Source organism: Rhizobium arsenicireducens, assembly GCF_964021225.1.
In genome coordinates this window covers 23856-38150 of sequence record NZ_CAXHYK020000002.1, presented here as the reverse complement: position 1 = coordinate 38150, position 14295 = coordinate 23856, and the positions used below count along the sequence as shown (strand labels likewise).

The window sequence follows — 14295 nt, the reverse complement described above, 5'->3', positions numbered from 1 at the left end:
AACAGATGTTTGCAGCGTGTTGTTCGTAAATTAGCGAAACTTCATGCGTGAGGTGAGAAATGACACAAGTTAGAACATCCTCTCCGTTGGCCGTGTCGGGTCTGGCGAAGACTTTCACGATGCATTTGCAGGGTGGCATTCAGTTGCCAGTCGTAAGTGGCGTGGACTTCAATCTGGAAGCAGGCGAATGCGCCGTGCTAGGCGGACCTTCCGGTGCTGGTAAAAGCTCCATTCTCAAGATGGTCTATGGCAATTACGCCGTGAATGCAGGTTCAATCCTCATTCGTCACGAAGACCGTATGGTGGATCTGGCAACAGCCGATCCGCGCGAAGTGCTGGCTGTTCGGCGTGATACGATTGGTTATGTCAGCCAGTTCCTGCGCACATTGCCACGCGTGGCGGCAATCGATGTCGTTGCGGAGCCATTGGTGGCTCGTGGTGTTGATCGCGATGCTGCTCGCAATCGTGCAAGCGAATTGCTCGCGCAGCTCAACCTGCCGGAACGGCTCTGGGCATTGCCACCTGCAACCTTCTCCGGCGGTGAGCAGCAGCGCGTGAATATTGCGCGCGGTTTCATCACGGATCATCCGGTGTTGCTGCTTGATGAGCCGACAGCTTCGCTCGATGCCAAAAACAGGGCAGTCGTTGTTGATCTCATCAAGGCCAAGAAGGCGCAAGGCGTCGCAATGCTTGGCATTTTCCACGATGAAGATGTGCGTGAACAGGTTGCTGATCGCATTATCGACGTAACCGCTTTCTCGCCGAAGGCAGCAGCATGACCAAGCTCTCAGTAGAACCACTGGTTCACGAAACGGCTGAAGTAAACGGTAGCAAGCTCGGTCGATATACCGAGATCGGCGCGCGCAGCCGTGTTTCGGAGACTGTGCTGGACGACTATTCCTATCTCGGTATCGATTGCGAAATCTGGTGTGCTGAGATCGGTAAGTTTTCCAATATCGCCAGCCATGTGCGTATCAACGCCACCAATCATCCGACATGGCGTCCGACGTTGCATCATTTCACCTATCGCGCCGGTGATTACTGGCCGGAAGAAAAGGATGAGACGGAGTTCTTTGATTGGCGTCGCGGCAATGCCGTGAAAATCGGTCACGACACATGGCTCGGCCATGGCTCCACCATCTTGCCGGGTGTGACGGTTGGCAACGGTGCGGTTGTCGGTGCCGGAGCTGTCGTGAGCAGGGACGTGGCGCCCTATACAATTGTTGGTGGGGTTCCGGCGCGTCTCATTCGCGAACGCTTCGACGCTGCGATCGGCAATCGTCTGGATCGACTGGCCTGGTGGGACTGGAGCCATGATCGTCTGCGCCAGGCGCTCGATGATTTCCGCGCGCTCGATATCGAAGCATTCCTCTCGAAATATGAAACGGCCGCCAATGCGAATGCGGTCATGAAAGAGCTATCCAATGGCTAATGAAACCGTTCTGAAAAATGCGCAGATCGTGCTTGCTGATGAGATCGTTTCCGGTTCTATCCTGATCCGTGATGGCAAAATTGCCGCCATTGATCAGGGCAATACCAACGGCGGCGATGACATGGATGGCGATTATGTTATTCCGGGCCTCATCGAGCTGCATACCGATCAGCTGGAAAGCCATTACGCGCCGCGTCCAAAGGTGCGCTGGAATGTCGATGCAGCGGTTCAGGCGCATGATGCGCAGGTTGCAGCATCGGGCATCACGACAGTTTTCGATGCGATGCGCGTTGGTTCTGATTATGACCGTGACTTCGTGGGCAAGGATATGCGGATGCTTGCGGACGCCATCGACAGCGGTGTTCGCGAAAATCGTCTACGTGCAGACCACTTTCTGCATCTGCGTTGCGAAGTTTCCTCAGCAGATTGCCTTGAAACATTCGAGCTTTTCGCAGCCGATGACCGCGTTAAACTCGCTTCGCTGATGGATCATGCACCGGGACAGCGTCAATTCGTTGATCTTAATACGTATCGCACTTATTACATGCGCAAGATGAAGCTCACGGATGAGGAGTTCCGGGTGCATTGTGAGAAGCGTATGGCGGATTCGGACGCCTATTCGGCCAAACATCGTCGTGCCATTGCCGAACTGGCAGCAGCGCGCAGCATCGTGCTGGCCAGCCATGATGATGCGACCAGCGCGCATGTCGATGAATCACTCGACCATGGTGTGCGGATCGCCGAGTTTCCGACCACGATGGAAGCAGCCAGTGCCTCAAAAGGTGCAGGCCTTTCCATTCTGATGGGCGCGCCCAATATTGTGCGCGGTGGCTCGCATTCCGGCAATATTGCTGCACGCGATCTCGTCGATAATGGCAGCCTCGACATTCTGTCCTCGGATTACATTCCGTTCAGCCTCATTCAGTCGGCTTTCGGCCTTGCTTCGGGGGAGCGTCCGATTGCGCTGCCACAGGCTGTCCGCCTCGTAACCAAGAACCCGGCTGATGCCATGGCGATGGATGATCGCGGCGAAATCGCTATCGGAAAGCGTGCCGATCTGGTTCGCGTGCGGCCGAAAGGTGCAATTCCGGTTGTGCGCACTGTCTGGCGCGAAGGCGAACGGGTGCTTTGATGCAGATGCAATCCGATACGCCGAAAGGCTGTTTCGTTGCCGTTGTCGGCCCCAGCGGGGCCGGCAAAGACACGATTATGGATGCAGCGCGTGTGGCTCTTGCGGGCGACACGCGGTTTCATTTTGTGCGCCGGATCATCACGCGTCCGCAAATGCCGGGCACGGAAGATCACGACAGTCTGGATGAAGCAGCATTTACTAAAGCCGCAGGCGAGGGTGCTTTCGCGCTGCACTGGCAGGCGCATAGCCTGAGCTATGGATTGCCGAAATCGCTTGATGATGAAATCGCCGACGGTATCGTGGTGATTGCGAATGTCTCGCGGCGTGTACTTGGCGATATCCGCAGGCTTTATTCGGAACGGTCCGTGGTCGTCATTTCGGCTAGGCCGGAAGTACTTGCAGAGCGGCTTGCATCGCGTGGACGTGAAAGTCGAGAAGAAATCGCTTTGCGACTTAAGCGCGAAGTGAGCTTCGATGACGGTGCAGACGATGTCGTCATAATAGACAATTCAGGGGAAGTCGCTGCTTCCACAGATGCCTTCCTGCGTCATCTGCAGGAAATTAGCATTAAAACAATTGCCTAAATTAAAATCTTAAAGCGGAATGTAAGTTTACACAAACGTCATGGTCCGTTCATTGCAGTGTCATTGAACGGATCATGAGCGGGCATGACTGAAGACGAACTCATGCTTCAACTAAAAAATTGACCCGCCGCTATAATGATAAGGTGGCGGTTTGGCCTGCCGCCGGTTTCATGGACATCGAGGTAAGATATTCCTCCTGAAACCGGAGAGCATGAATGCAAAGACGAATATTCAGCCGCGAGTATAAGCTTGAGGCTGTGAAGCTTGTCAGGGAACGTGGGGTCACTGTTGAGCAGGCTGCTCGTGATCTTGATGTCCACGAGAATGTGTTGTGCAAATGGGTTCGTGAATACGGCGACGATCCCAGCCAGTCGTTTCCTGGAAAAGGCCAGATGAAGCCGGAGCAGCTTGAGATCGAGAGGCTTCGGAAAGAGGTCGCCAAGCTGAAGGCGGAGCGCGCCCCGAGGGCGTTCTTTTGAAGGGGGGCAATCAAAACTTTCTCACTAACAATTATTGCCCCATACTTGATTACGATTGGCTATTGCCATTTTCGTTGGCATTTTTGCCCCACCAACGATCACAAAATGCGTTGATGTTCTCTGACTGGAAGTCTGGAAGACGTTCGATAATTGTTGCAAAGGGCCAATCCCACCAGGCAATATCGGTAAGCTTCGAAACGATTACAGGTTCAAAGCGTTTCCGTATGAGCTTGGCCGGCACACCGCCGACCACGGTGTAAGGCGCAACATCCTTGCTGACGACCGCGCCAGCCGCCAGAACCGCGCCATTACCTATTTTCACACCGGGCAGTACGATGACCCCGTGCCCGATCCAGACATCATGTCCGATAGTCACACAATCAGCGGCGCGTCTTGTGAAAAAAGTCAGATCGCGGTCAGCGTCATGCGAATAATATTCTGGACAATAGGTAAACCGGTGCATGGAGGGGCGGTTCATCGGGTGATTGGGCGCTCCGATCCTGACCTCGGCAGCGACAGCGCAGAACCTTCCAATCACCGCATTTTCGACGATGCAACGTTGGCCGAGATATGAAAAGTCGCCCAGCTCCACGGTGTGGAGTGAAGTATCGTCCAGTATTTCGCAGCAGGTTCCTATTCTGGCGTCCCTCAGTTGTACCGAGGGATGAATAACCGTCTCGGCAATTTTCGGACGGGGAACTGGATATGTGTCTGTCATTTCTGCTCTCCAAGGGTTGAAAACCCCTTTTGTTAGAGGGGTTTCCCCGTGGCCCGTGATCTCGTAGCCAGCAATCTCACGACTTCGATGATAGATGGAGAGGATTGCTCCAGGCACGTTTGCTGTTCTCATCGCAGATTACCAGTCTTGCCCATCCGCCTCTGAATTTTTCCAGAGGAAGCCTTGCATGACGAATGCCTGCTCCCATTACACTTTGCGAGCGGGCAGCCTCGCCGATGAGCCATACCATGTTTACCGGGCTCATTTCAACATTCAGGAAATCCCCATCGATTTCTACATGATGAAAATCTGGCCCTTGCGATGCATAATAGGCACCAGATGGGCCTGTCGCAAACATTTTCGGAGCGCGCGATTATCCCCTGAGCGTCCTCATTTTCATGCTTTGTTAATCTTTTGCAGTCCGAAGAGGCGCGCAAGAAAATCGTTCTGATCGTTGACAGTCCAACCGCCGGAAAAGCTGAAGCCTTTCCTCAACCACAGCATTGCCTCGAAACCCGCGATGGTTCGCCGCGCCGTGTTGAAGGATTGGAAGCCACCGATCTTTGGCATGTTCTTCTTTACCCGGAAATGGTCACTTTCGATGCCTTGCTGGAGGTGCTTGGTGACATAGTGGACGGGATCGGGATGGAGGAGCCCATCATCAACCGACATTTTGATCGTTGACGGGAAGGTGTTGGCCCCGTCGGTCCCGATCCTGGTCGGCGACAACAAGGGTTCGTCTTTGAGCATCTTGCGGAAAAACCGCTTGGCGGCGGCGAGATCGCGCTTAGCGGTCAACAGGAAATCTACCGGATTGCCATGCTTGTCGATGGCTCGGTACAGATAGCGCCATTTGCCGCGGATCTTGACGTACGTCTCATCGATTCTGACCGAGCCGCAATGGGGGCGCCTAAACTGCCGAAGCCGTTTTTCGATCATCGGCGCATAGGCCAATACCCAGCGGTTGATCGTGCTATGATCGACCTCAAAGCCCCGCTCGCGAAACATCTCTTCCAAGTCACGATAGCTGAGCGGGTAGCGCAAGTACCAGGCAACCGCCTGTACAATCAACCAGGCCTCGAAATGCCTGCCTTTGAAGTCATCCTTTGATTGGCGCTTCAGCTTCTCGGCAATAGCATTCAGAATCATGGGCTCGCTCCGCAACTTTCGGAGCGGCAAATTCCATGCCTATGGTCAACATACGGTTAAGCCCGAAAGTTTGCGACAAGCCCCTTGCGCGCCGTCAGGTGCCCCTCGTTCTGCAACTGCTGCAGGGCCTGGCGCAGCGTGATGCGGGTGACGCCGAGGCTTGCTGCGAGATGCGTTTCTCCGGGCAACTGGCTGCCTGGCCTCAAGGTTCCGCCTTCGATCAGGCCAAGGATATGGTCGCGGATCTGCTGCCAGATCGGCATGTCGCTACGCGGGCCGAAGACCAGTCCGTCGAAGGCGGCGAGAGGGATTTCAGGCGTGTCGAGCATGATGGTTTCCGGTTCAGGCGGCAGCCGAGGCTATCGCGCGTTCGGTCTCTATCAGAGTCTGTGCCGAATAGACGAGCCGACCGCCGACGAAGGTTGCCATTACCTTCGGGTGGCGCATGTCCTTGGCATCCACGAGGATGAGGTCGGCGCGTTTTCCCTCTTCAAGCCGTCCCCGGTCTGACAGGCCGGCGGCGGCGGCGGCATTGGCCGACACGAGGTGCCAGACCTTGGCGAAGCCAGCATCGTCAGGGGATGCCAGCCGGAAGGCTGCATGCAGTGGGGACGGATAGTGGTAGTCGGAGGCGAGCACGCTGCAGAGCCCGTCGCGAACCGCTGTCGTTGCGTCGAGTGCGCCATTGTGGCTGCCACCGCGCACGACGTTGGGGGCGCCAAGAATGACATGTTCGCCGGCGGCGCGGGCTTCGGCAGCCGTCTCCAGCGTTAGCGGAAACTCCGAAGACACGGCCCCCAGTGCCCGGAAATGTCGGCGCTCTTCGGGAGACGCCTCGTCATGGGCGAGGAGTACGTTGCCGTTGTCGCGTGCTGCTGCCGCGAGCTTTTCGATGGCACCGGCCACATCTTTGCGCCGTGCCCAGACGTCGTCGAGTAGCGCCATGTAATCATTACGCGACAAGCCGGAGCGCTCGGCCATCTGGCCGATCTTGCGGGCGATCGCCCCCTTCAGCACCGAACCCGTCGTATGGTCGTTCAGGGCCACGAGCGGCTTCGGATCGAGCAACAGCCATTCGATCACCTGCGACAGCGCATCGAGCGCGAAGGTCTCCCAGCGCAGGTGCAGGCGGGTATCGCAGGCCAGATGCGGGCGTGCAGCGGCAAGTGCGGTGACGAAGTCGCCAGCGGCCTGCAGCGAACGAAGGCCGGGCTCCCAGGACACCGTTACGCCGTGAAAGGCTGTGGTGATGCCGTTGGTCACCAGTTGTCGGTCAGTGTCGCGCAGTGCCAAGCCGACGTCGAAGCGCACGCCCGGTCGCGGCATGATCTGCCGCTCGAAGCCGTCACCATGGATATCGACAATCCCCGGCAGGACGAGCAGGCCTGCGGCGTCGATCTCGCGCCCACCATTGCCCCTGTCCGACAGCATGCCGCCCTCGACGAAGAGGTCAGTGTGTTTGAGTCTCTCGGTGCCCAGAACGGTGCCGTTGCGGATGGTCCAGTTCATCGCGTCTCTCCGTTTTGTTTTTCGCCCTGGGGCCGGAAAACTGTCACGTGCCCGTCACGTCTGGTCGCTAGGGATAGTCGCAGAAGATGCTCCTGTCTATACAGCAAAGGAAGATATCATGATCCGCTCCCTTCTCGCAGCCTGTGCAATCTCTCTGGTCTCCCTCGCGCCGGCCGCGGCCGAGAGTGTCAAATTCGCCGTCACCGACATCGAGGGCATGGAAGCCCTGCAGCAGGAATTCGGCGGCTTTCAAAAAGCGCTTGAGCAGGCCTCCGGTCTGGAAATCGAGCTCTTTCCGGTCAGTTCGCGCACCTCTGCCGTCGAAGCTCTGAATTCCGGACAGGTCGACCTCGTCCTCACCGGCCCGGCCGAATACGTCGTCATGAAGGAACTTGCACAGCCGCAGATCGTCGTCGCCTGGCAGCGTCCGGACTACTTCGCCCAGATCGCCGTCTTGGCCAATGGTCCAATCCGCTCGATCGAGGATCTCAAGGGCAAGAAGGTATCCTTCGGCTCGGTCGGATCCACCTCCCAGCATCTCGGTCCGGCCCAGGCACTGTCTGATTTCGGCCTCAAATACAATGAAGACTACGAGCCTGTGATCCTCGCCAGCAACGTTGCCGCCGAAGCGCTGATCCGTGGCGACATCGCCGCCATCAGCCTAAATTTCGGCAACCTTGCCTCCGTCCGCGAAGCCTTCCCGGATGTCGCTTTTGCCGTGGTTGCCCGTGGCCGTGACCTGCCGAACGACATCCTAGTTGCCCGTAAGGACCTGGCCGAGGAAACCGTCGCAAAGATCCGTACGGCCTTCGTCGAAAAGGGCACAGACATCATGGCCGCCGTTCTCCAGGGCGAAGACAACCAGAAATTCAAGGGTGGCTTCTTCCTGACCGACGTCAAGGACAGCGACTACGACTACGTCCGCTCGATGTATCGGACGATTGGCGTCGATACGTTCAACGACTTCGTCAACTGAGCGGGCCCAACCCGATCCTGCCATCGGGCCGGCGCCACCAGCGCCGGCTCCACGCCATATCCGCAGAAAGAATACCGCGATGGACGTTATCAGCACGCAGGGCCTGAAGAAGGGTTATGCCAACGGAAAGCCGGTGTTTTCCGGTGTCGACATCCGCATCCGAAGCGGGGAGCGCGTGGCGCTGGTCGGCGCCAACGGTGTGGGCAAGTCGACACTGCTCAAGTGCCTGATCGGCCACACGCCGTTCTGCGATGGTGAGATCTCGACACTCGGCGAAGCCTTCCGCAGTGCGCCGAGCGGTCCGCAGCTCAAGCGCATGCGCCAGCAGATCGGCTTCGTCTTCCAGCACCACGGCCTCGTGCGTCGGCAGTCGGTGCTGACCAATGTCGTTCACGGCAAGCTTGGCCTTCCCGGCACCTGGCGCGCCTGGCACCAGGCGATCGCCGAACGCGAATGCCGGGAAGAGGCGATGGACGCGCTTGATCAGGTGAAGCTCTCCCACAAGGCGACCGCACGCGCCGACGAACTCTCCGGCGGTCAGGCGCAGCGCGTCGCGATCGCCCGCGCCTTGGTGCGCAAGCCCAGGCTGATGATCGCCGACGAGCCGGCTGCCAGCCTCGATCCGACGGCGGGTCGCGACGTGATGGCGCTGTTTTCTGATCTCGTCCGGGAACGGGGCATAACGCTGGTCTATACGACCCACGACATGGAGCATGCGCTGAGCTTTGCCGACCGGATCGTGGCGTTGAAGGCCGGCCACGTGCATTTCGACCTTCCGGTGGCCGAAGTCGACCGCAAACGCCTGGAGGGCGTGTTTCATGCGTGAGGTCGCACCCGCCCGTTTTTTCCGCGCCTCGCCGTTTGTTTTTGCCATCCTCGTCGCTCTTGGTGCGCTGCTCGTCGTCTCGGCCACGCAGGTGGCGCCAACGCCGAGCCAGCTTCTGAACGGTGCGCCACGGATGGCGAACCTGATTGAGCGCATGCTGTGGCCGAGCTTTGAACCCGGTTTTCTGATGCGCGTCACCTGGCGCACGATTGAGACGCTGCAGATCGCCTTCGTCGGCACCGTCATCGGCGTGCTGCTCAGTCTGCCGATCGCCTGGCTCGCTTCGCGCACGCTGTCGCCGATCGGGCCCTTCCGACACGTCTTCAAGGTAATGATCTCGCTCTTCCGCACCGTGCCGGACATGGTCTGGGCGCTGCTCTTCGTCGCCTCCATCGGGCTTGGCGCGGTGGCCGGCACCATGACCATCATCATCGACACGATCGGCTTCTGCGGTCGCTTCTTCGCCGAAGCGATCGAGGATGCTGACAAGGAGCCGCAGGAGGCTCTGTTCTCCGCCGGTGCGGGACGTTTTTCTGTGCTCTCCGGCGCCGTCGTGCCCGATATCATGCCGTCCTTGATCAACACTTCGCAGTTCGCGCTTGAAAAGGCGGTCCGCTCGTCGGTGGTGCTCGGCCTCGTAGGTGCCGGCGGCATCGGCCAGGAACTGAAAGTCGCCTTCGACCTTTTCCAGTACCGCAACGCCTCGACCATCATCCTCGTGATCTTCGTGATCGTTCTGGTGATGGAGCTTGCGACCGACCGGCTGCGGCAGAAGGCGCAATGAGGCGGCCGGCATGCACCTCATAAAGTGCCTTCAGATAATCTCACCAGTCCTTGAAGCATAACGCGAACGCTTTCGTTGGCAGAGTCGATGGGAGCGGACAGTCTTGTGTCGGCCCCGATCCGGTCACCACTAGGCTTGGAGCCAATGTCCGCTTGGTGCACAGGCGACGTGACGCCGCCACTGAGCATATGGTTCCGCTGCCTGAGGCGGCGAAGTCAGAAAAGCCGGCGAATGAGCTGGACGGAATTCGAGCCCTTGACCGCACGCTTCGAACTGCCAGTCCCACGTATAGCTCGAACTTGGGAGAAGGCCAGGAGGTGACGCGGTTTACTCTCGGGAAGAGCCGGGTGCGGGAAATCCGCCCGCTCGGATCTGTGAGGGAGAAGCTGAATGGCATAGCTACTCGACCATGAACAAGGCCTCGGCTTCCGTGGTTTGGGTCGATATGGTTGGCGCGAATGTGTCCCGGCGATATCTGTCGATGAAGGCATTGATCGAGAGTGTGCGGATGTCAGGAAGGCGGCCGCGCAGCGTGTCGTGGTGCCAGTCCCACCAAGCGATATCGAGCAGTGCTGCGGCCTGCTCCTCGTTGAAGCGTCGCTTGATTGCCCTTGCGGGAACACCACCGACGATTGTGTAAGGTTCGACATCCTTCGAGACGACCGCACCGGCGCCGATCACCGCGCCGGTGCCGATCGTCACGCCGGCAAGTACCGTGACGCCGTGGCCGATCCACACGTCGTGGCCGATGGTCACCCAGTGATCCTTGCGCCATTGGAAGAACTCGGTGTCGTCTTCGCCCAGCCCGTATTGTGCTGCACGGTAGGTGAAATGGTGCTGGCTCGCGCGCCAGGTGGCGTGGTTGCCCGGGTTAATGCGCGCACCTTCGGCAATCGAGCAGAACTTGCCGATGGTCGACCATACGACGTTGCCGCCCTTGACGATGTAGGAATAGTCACCGAACTGACTTTCCCGCATGCTGACATGGGCCTGGATCTCGGTCCATTTGCCGAGTTCGCAGCCGACGACCGTCGCCGTTTCATGGATGGTCGGAGCTTCCGACAGCATTTTCATTTCGCGTGTTCCCATTTGCCGATGAACCGCTCGCGGATTGCGCCGGAGAGGGCGTCGATGACATAGACCATGGCGATGATCAGGAAGATGATCGACCAAGCCTCGTCCCATCGATAGGCGCCGATGCGGTCGGAGAGGATGAAGCCGATGCCGCCGGCGCCGACAATGCCGAGAATGGTACCTGAGCGGACATTGGATTCGAAGTTGTAGAGGGTGATTGAAAGAAGCACCGGCCAGACCTGCGGCAGCATCCCGAAGCGGATGGCCTGGGAGCGAGACCCTCCGGAGGCAACAACGCCCTCGACGGGCTTCTTGGAGATGTTCTCGATCGCCTCGGCGTAGAGCTTGGCAAGAACACCGATTTCGCCCACCGCGATCGCGAGCACTCCGGGAAGCGGGCCGAGGCCGAAGGCGCGGATGAAGACGAGCGCCAGGATCAGCGTCTCGAAGGCGCGTATGATGTCAAAGCCTCGCCGAACGCCGAAGCGGAAGAAGGCGAACCGGTTGATGTTTTTGGCGCCGAGAAAGGAGAGCGGAAAGGCAACCACGGCGCCAAGCAGCGTCCCGAGAAAGGCCATGGCGAGCGTTTCGCCGAGGCCCGTCAGGATATCGCTTACCTGATCCCATTCCGTCCAGATATGGGGTGGGAACATGAAGGAGAGAACGCGCCCGAGGCGGCTAAGACCGTTGATGATGCGTTCTGGCGTGAAGCCGAAATCATAGAGGCACCAGGCAAACAGCGCGGTAAAGCCGAGCATCAAACCCCAGCGCTTCAGCCGCATCTCCATGGACGGACGGAAGGCGAGCGGCATGGACTGGCGCAGCGCCAAGATTTCCGCGCGGGTAACGGTTGTCATCAGTGGATCCTTTCCATGCCGATGATCCGGTGGCGCAGCTTTTCCGAGCCCCAGTCGATCACAAAGACTGTGACGAAGACGATGATGAAGAGCGCCGACAAATCGGTGTATTCCTGCAACGATACGGCAGTGCGAAGCTCCTGACCCAGGCCGCCGGCGCCGACATAGCCGATGATCGAGGACGAACGCACATTGATCTCGAAACGCAGCAGCGTGTAGCTGATGATGTTCGGCAGGATCTGCGGCACCGCGCCATAGCGTATCTGGTCAGCCCTGCTGCCGCCCGCCGATTTGACGCCCTCCAGCGGGCGCATGTCGATGTTCTCGTTCACTTCCGAATAGAGCTTGCCGAGCGCCCCGCAGGTATGGAGCGCGATCGCCAACACGCCCGCCATCGGGCCGACCCCGAAACAGAAGACGAAGATCAGCGCGAATACCAGTTCCGGCACCGTACGGGCAATTTCGAGATAGCGGCGCGACAGCCAGAGCATCCACCTGCTGGGTGAGAGGTTGCGCGCCGCCGGGAAGGACATGACGAAGCCGCCGGCCACCCCAAGGGCGGTCGCCATAAAGGCAATGAGCACGGTTTCGAGGAGGAGCCAGCCCCAGACCTTCCACCGCCAGAACCACGCGGCGAGGTCTGCACCAAGCGTTTCCGACGACAGCTGAGGAACGGTCTTGGCAAGGTATTCGCCGAGCCGTGGCAAGCCTGCGAGCAGGATCCAGCGTTCGGCTCTGCTGCCGTCAGACAGCGTGATCTGGCTGACTTTGAGGAGATTGGAGAAATCGGCTGTCACAACAAAGGCGATCAGCAGAGCCGCCGTCACGACGAGGAAGGTCAGCCGCCCGCGGGCGCGGTGGCGGGCATAGGCGCGTTCGAAATCCAGCACCGCCTGGGAAGGGGCTGCGGCAGGGGCGAAGGTCATGACGTTTCCCTGTAAAAAAGGGGCGATCCCTGTCGAGATCGCCCCGTCTGCGTTTCGCTCGGGATCAGCTCTTGCGCTGGGCCTTCAGCCAGGCGCGCATGTCGACGATCCACTGGTAGCGGTCATGGTCAACTTCGACGTAGCCCTTGGCCGTCGAGTTTTCGGCGCCGGTCATTTCCTTGAAGGCTGCCGGATCGGCTGTCGGCACGTTCTTCACGGCATCCTTCATGGCGCTGACCATTTCTGCCGGCAGGTTCCTGCGGGCGGTGAAGGGGCCGGACGTGATCTCGGGCGACTCCCAGATCCAGCAGACTTCGCCGGCCTTGATCATGCCCTTGGAGACCATGCGCTGGGGAATGCCGCTCTTCTCGTTGTTGATATAGGTGGCGGCTGCATCAAACTGGCCGTTGACGACGCCTTGAACGCCGGCCTCGTGGCTGCCGGAGAATGGCGTTGCCGAGAAATAGGTCGAGGGCTCGAAGCCCTGCTGCACGAGGTTGTAGTTCGGAACGGCATAGCCGCTGGTGGAATCCGGATCGGCAAAGGCCAACACCTTGCCCTTAAGGTCCTCGATCTTCTTATAGGGGCTGTCGCAGCGCACCGTAATGACCGAGAAATAGCCGGTAGAATCGTCTTCCTGAACCGCGGTCAGCAGTGGAACGACGCCGCCGTCGGTCTCGGTATAGGCGGCTGCATAGGCCGAGGAGCCGAGGAAGGCGAATTCGATCTGGTCAGCGGCGAGTGCCTGGACGACGCCGTCGTAGTTGCCAGCGGTGAAGAGCTCGACGTCGATGCCGAGGGTCTTTTCAAGATAGGCCTCAAAAGGCTTGTAACGAGCAACACGATCCTTCTCGTTCTCGCCGGACAAAACGCCGAAGCGAACGACCTTGTAGTCGGACTTCCAGTCGGCAGCGATGGTCGGCAGGGCAAAAAGCGTGAGGAGGGCTGTGGCGGCGATGAGACGCATTGGTATTCTCCCAGAGGTTGATCAGGCCGGAACCGCCGACCGGATGGAGGTCGAGGTGATGGATTCGTTGAACTCGGTGAGGCCGGAACTGCCGTAGATGTCGCGAACGACCTCGTCGGTGAGGTTGCGGGCGCTGCCGTCAAACATGACGAGGCCGGAGCGCATGGCGACGATGCGGTCACAATAGGCGCGCGCCGTGTCGAGCGTGTGCAGGTTGACGATAACGGTGATGCCGTCCTCGATGTTGATGGTGCGCAGCGCCTCCATGACGCGCATGGCGTTGCCGGGGTCGAGGCTGGCGATCGGTTCGTCGGCAAGCAGGATACGCGGCTCCTGCAGGAGTGCGCGGGCGATGGCAACGCGCTGTTGCTGACCGCCTGAAAGCGTGCCGGCGCGCTGCAGGGCCTGCGGGGCGAGATCGAGCCGGTCGAGCGCACGGATCGCCAATGCACGTTCGGCGTCGGAAAAGCGCATCGCCATGGAGCTCGCGAAACCATGCGAGGAGATGCGGCCGACCAGCACGTTGGTCAGCACGTCGAGCCGCTCGATCAGATTGAATTGCTGAAATATCATCGCGCATTCGCGACGCCACTGGCGCAGCGCTCGTCCGTTGAGCGACGTGATCTGGCGCTCGCCGAAATGGACGCTGCCGTCCGTCGGGTCGATCAGCCGGTTGATTAGGCGCAGAAGCGTGGACTTGCCGGCACCCGAGCGGCCAATGACGCCTACAAACTCTCCGGCGGCGATGTCGAGACTGACACCGTCGACGGCTCTGGTCGGGCCGAAGCTGCGGCCGAGATTGCGAAGGGAGAGCGTGTTCTTTTCCATGAAGCGATCATGGAGCGCCTCTGTGAGGGGTCTGAGTAGCAACGGAACAGAAAA

The 14295-nt window shown here is 59.2% G+C and carries 16 protein-coding genes and 1 pseudogene; 8 read left to right on the top strand and 9 right to left on the bottom strand.

All coding sequences use genetic code 11. The features are described from left to right. The first annotated feature begins 59 nt into the window (after nt 1-59). From phnL to ACWPVA_RS21060, 5 genes and pseudogenes are all read left to right on the top strand, one after another. A complete protein-coding gene (gene phnL, locus ACWPVA_RS21080; RefSeq protein ID WP_024897965.1) occupies nt 60-779 on the top strand; it encodes a phosphonate C-P lyase system protein PhnL in 720 nt (239 codons plus the stop codon). After that, nucleotides 776-1432: a DapH/DapD/GlmU-related protein gene (locus ACWPVA_RS21075; RefSeq protein ID WP_024897966.1), complete on the top strand. Its 657-nt coding sequence runs from the start codon at nt 776-778 to the stop codon at nt 1430-1432. Before phnL ends, ACWPVA_RS21075 begins: the two co-directional genes overlap by 4 nt. Further along, nucleotides 1425-2564 (top strand): alpha-D-ribose 1-methylphosphonate 5-triphosphate diphosphatase, encoded by a 1140-nt coding sequence (locus ACWPVA_RS21070; protein WP_024897967.1) that lies wholly within the window; start codon nt 1425-1427, stop codon nt 2562-2564. The genes ACWPVA_RS21075 and ACWPVA_RS21070 overlap by 8 nt, the downstream gene beginning before the upstream one ends. A 5-nt stretch (nt 2565-2569) precedes the next feature. Then, a complete protein-coding gene (gene phnN / locus ACWPVA_RS21065; RefSeq protein WP_024897968.1) occupies nt 2570-3148 on the top strand; it encodes a phosphonate metabolism protein/1,5-bisphosphokinase (PRPP-forming) PhnN in 579 nt (192 codons plus the stop codon). A 215-nt stretch (nt 3149-3363) separates the two neighbouring features. Next, nucleotides 3364-3606, top strand: a pseudogene (locus ACWPVA_RS21060) (transposase); the annotation flags it as partial. Between the two features lie 70 nt (nt 3607-3676). On the opposite strand, the gene ACWPVA_RS21055 reads toward ACWPVA_RS21060, so the two are convergent. The 4 genes from ACWPVA_RS21055 to ACWPVA_RS21040 all read right to left on the bottom strand — a co-directional run bounded on the left by ACWPVA_RS21055 (nt 3677) and on the right by ACWPVA_RS21040 (nt 7003). Next, entirely contained in the window at nt 3677-4345 is a 669-nt protein-coding gene (locus ACWPVA_RS21055) for an LbetaH domain-containing protein (RefSeq protein ID WP_024897970.1), read from the bottom strand. Between the two features lie 396 nt (nt 4346-4741). Continuing rightward, on the bottom strand, nt 4742-5494 hold the full coding sequence (locus ACWPVA_RS21050) for an IS6 family transposase (protein ID WP_024899183.1): 753 nt from the start codon (nt 5492-5494) through the stop codon (nt 4742-4744). Nucleotides 5495-5550: 56 nt separating this feature from the next. Further along, nucleotides 5551-5823 carry a GntR family transcriptional regulator gene (locus tag ACWPVA_RS21045; protein ID WP_024899096.1) on the bottom strand — a complete coding sequence of 91 codons (273 nt, stop codon included), beginning with the start codon at nt 5821-5823 and terminating at the stop codon, nt 5551-5553. A 13-nt stretch (nt 5824-5836) separates the two neighbouring features. After that, the gene (locus tag ACWPVA_RS21040) at nt 5837-7003 is read right to left on the bottom strand and encodes an alpha-D-ribose 1-methylphosphonate 5-triphosphate diphosphatase (protein ID WP_024899095.1); all 1167 of its coding nucleotides are present in this window, start codon (nt 7001-7003) and stop codon (nt 5837-5839) included. 118 nt (nt 7004-7121) lie between these two features. Between ACWPVA_RS21040 and ACWPVA_RS21035 the strand changes: the two genes are divergently transcribed. The 3 genes from ACWPVA_RS21035 to phnE (ACWPVA_RS21025) all read left to right on the top strand — a co-directional run bounded on the left by ACWPVA_RS21035 (nt 7122) and on the right by phnE (ACWPVA_RS21025) (nt 9589). Next, nucleotides 7122-7979 (top strand): PhnD/SsuA/transferrin family substrate-binding protein, encoded by an 858-nt coding sequence (locus ACWPVA_RS21035; RefSeq protein ID WP_454289672.1) that lies wholly within the window; start codon nt 7122-7124, stop codon nt 7977-7979. A 79-nt stretch (nt 7980-8058) separates the two neighbouring features. Continuing rightward, nucleotides 8059-8805, top strand: coding sequence for a phosphonate ABC transporter ATP-binding protein (locus ACWPVA_RS21030; protein ID WP_131390035.1), 747 nt, complete (start codon nt 8059-8061; stop codon nt 8803-8805). After that, a complete protein-coding gene (gene phnE / locus ACWPVA_RS21025; protein WP_454289671.1) occupies nt 8798-9589 on the top strand; it encodes a phosphonate ABC transporter, permease protein PhnE in 792 nt (263 codons plus the stop codon). The genes ACWPVA_RS21030 and phnE (ACWPVA_RS21025) overlap by 8 nt, the downstream gene beginning before the upstream one ends. Nucleotides 9590-9988: 399 nt before the next feature. On the opposite strand, the gene ACWPVA_RS21020 is transcribed toward phnE (ACWPVA_RS21025), so the two are convergent. The 5 genes from ACWPVA_RS21020 to phnC all read right to left on the bottom strand — a co-directional run bounded on the left by ACWPVA_RS21020 (nt 9989) and on the right by phnC (nt 14241). Then, nucleotides 9989-10663, bottom strand: a complete 675-nt coding sequence (locus ACWPVA_RS21020) for a DapH/DapD/GlmU-related protein (RefSeq protein WP_107327987.1) — start codon at nt 10661-10663, stop codon at nt 9989-9991. Continuing rightward, on the bottom strand, nt 10660-11520 hold the full coding sequence (gene phnE / locus ACWPVA_RS21015) for a phosphonate ABC transporter, permease protein PhnE (RefSeq protein WP_024899731.1): 861 nt from the start codon (nt 11518-11520) through the stop codon (nt 10660-10662). The genes ACWPVA_RS21020 and phnE (ACWPVA_RS21015) overlap by 4 nt, the downstream gene beginning before the upstream one ends. Then, on the bottom strand, nt 11520-12446 hold the full coding sequence (gene phnE, locus ACWPVA_RS21010; protein WP_024899730.1) for a phosphonate ABC transporter, permease protein PhnE: 927 nt from the start codon (nt 12444-12446) through the stop codon (nt 11520-11522). The genes phnE (ACWPVA_RS21015) and phnE (ACWPVA_RS21010) overlap by 1 nt, the downstream gene beginning before the upstream one ends. 64 nt (nt 12447-12510) lie before the next feature. Continuing rightward, nucleotides 12511-13413 carry a phosphonate ABC transporter substrate-binding protein gene (gene phnD / locus ACWPVA_RS21005; protein WP_024899729.1) on the bottom strand — a complete coding sequence of 301 codons (903 nt, stop codon included), beginning with the start codon at nt 13411-13413 and terminating at the stop codon, nt 12511-12513. A 21-nt stretch (nt 13414-13434) separates the two neighbouring features. After that, nucleotides 13435-14241, bottom strand: coding sequence for a phosphonate ABC transporter ATP-binding protein (phnC, locus tag ACWPVA_RS21000; protein ID WP_024899728.1), 807 nt, complete (start codon nt 14239-14241; stop codon nt 13435-13437). Between the last annotated feature and the right edge of the window lie 54 nt (nt 14242-14295).

Excerpts from the sequence above, each read along its gene's own strand:
- phnL (WP_024897965.1), top strand. The coding sequence starts at position 60 with ATGACACAAGTTAGAACATCCTCTCCGTTGGCCGTGTCGGGTCTGGCG.
- ACWPVA_RS21075 (WP_024897966.1), top strand. The coding sequence starts at position 776 with ATGACCAAGCTCTCAGTAGAACCACTGGTTCACGAAACGGCTGAAGTA.
- ACWPVA_RS21070 (WP_024897967.1), top strand. The coding sequence starts at position 1,425 with ATGGCTAATGAAACCGTTCTGAAAAATGCGCAGATCGTGCTTGCTGAT.
- phnN (WP_024897968.1), top strand. The coding sequence starts at position 2,570 with ATGCAATCCGATACGCCGAAAGGCTGTTTCGTTGCCGTTGTCGGCCCC.
- ACWPVA_RS21055 (WP_024897970.1), bottom strand. The coding sequence starts at position 4,345 with ATGACAGACACATATCCAGTTCCCCGTCCGAAAATTGCCGAGACGGTT.
- ACWPVA_RS21050 (WP_024899183.1), bottom strand. The coding sequence starts at position 5,494 with ATGATTCTGAATGCTATTGCCGAGAAGCTGAAGCGCCAATCAAAGGAT.
- ACWPVA_RS21045 (WP_024899096.1), bottom strand. The coding sequence starts at position 5,823 with ATGCTCGACACGCCTGAAATCCCTCTCGCCGCCTTCGACGGACTGGTC.
- ACWPVA_RS21040 (WP_024899095.1), bottom strand. The coding sequence starts at position 7,003 with ATGAACTGGACCATCCGCAACGGCACCGTTCTGGGCACCGAGAGACTC.
- ACWPVA_RS21035 (WP_454289672.1), top strand. The coding sequence starts at position 7,122 with ATGATCCGCTCCCTTCTCGCAGCCTGTGCAATCTCTCTGGTCTCCCTC.
- ACWPVA_RS21030 (WP_131390035.1), top strand. The coding sequence starts at position 8,059 with ATGGACGTTATCAGCACGCAGGGCCTGAAGAAGGGTTATGCCAACGGA.
- phnE (WP_454289671.1), top strand. The coding sequence starts at position 8,798 with ATGCGTGAGGTCGCACCCGCCCGTTTTTTCCGCGCCTCGCCGTTTGTT.
- ACWPVA_RS21020 (WP_107327987.1), bottom strand. The coding sequence starts at position 10,663 with ATGAAAATGCTGTCGGAAGCTCCGACCATCCATGAAACGGCGACGGTC.
- phnE (WP_024899731.1), bottom strand. The coding sequence starts at position 11,520 with ATGACAACCGTTACCCGCGCGGAAATCTTGGCGCTGCGCCAGTCCATG.
- phnE (WP_024899730.1), bottom strand. The coding sequence starts at position 12,446 with ATGACCTTCGCCCCTGCCGCAGCCCCTTCCCAGGCGGTGCTGGATTTC.
- phnD (WP_024899729.1), bottom strand. The coding sequence starts at position 13,413 with ATGCGTCTCATCGCCGCCACAGCCCTCCTCACGCTTTTTGCCCTGCCG.
- phnC (WP_024899728.1), bottom strand. The coding sequence starts at position 14,241 with ATGGAAAAGAACACGCTCTCCCTTCGCAATCTCGGCCGCAGCTTCGGC.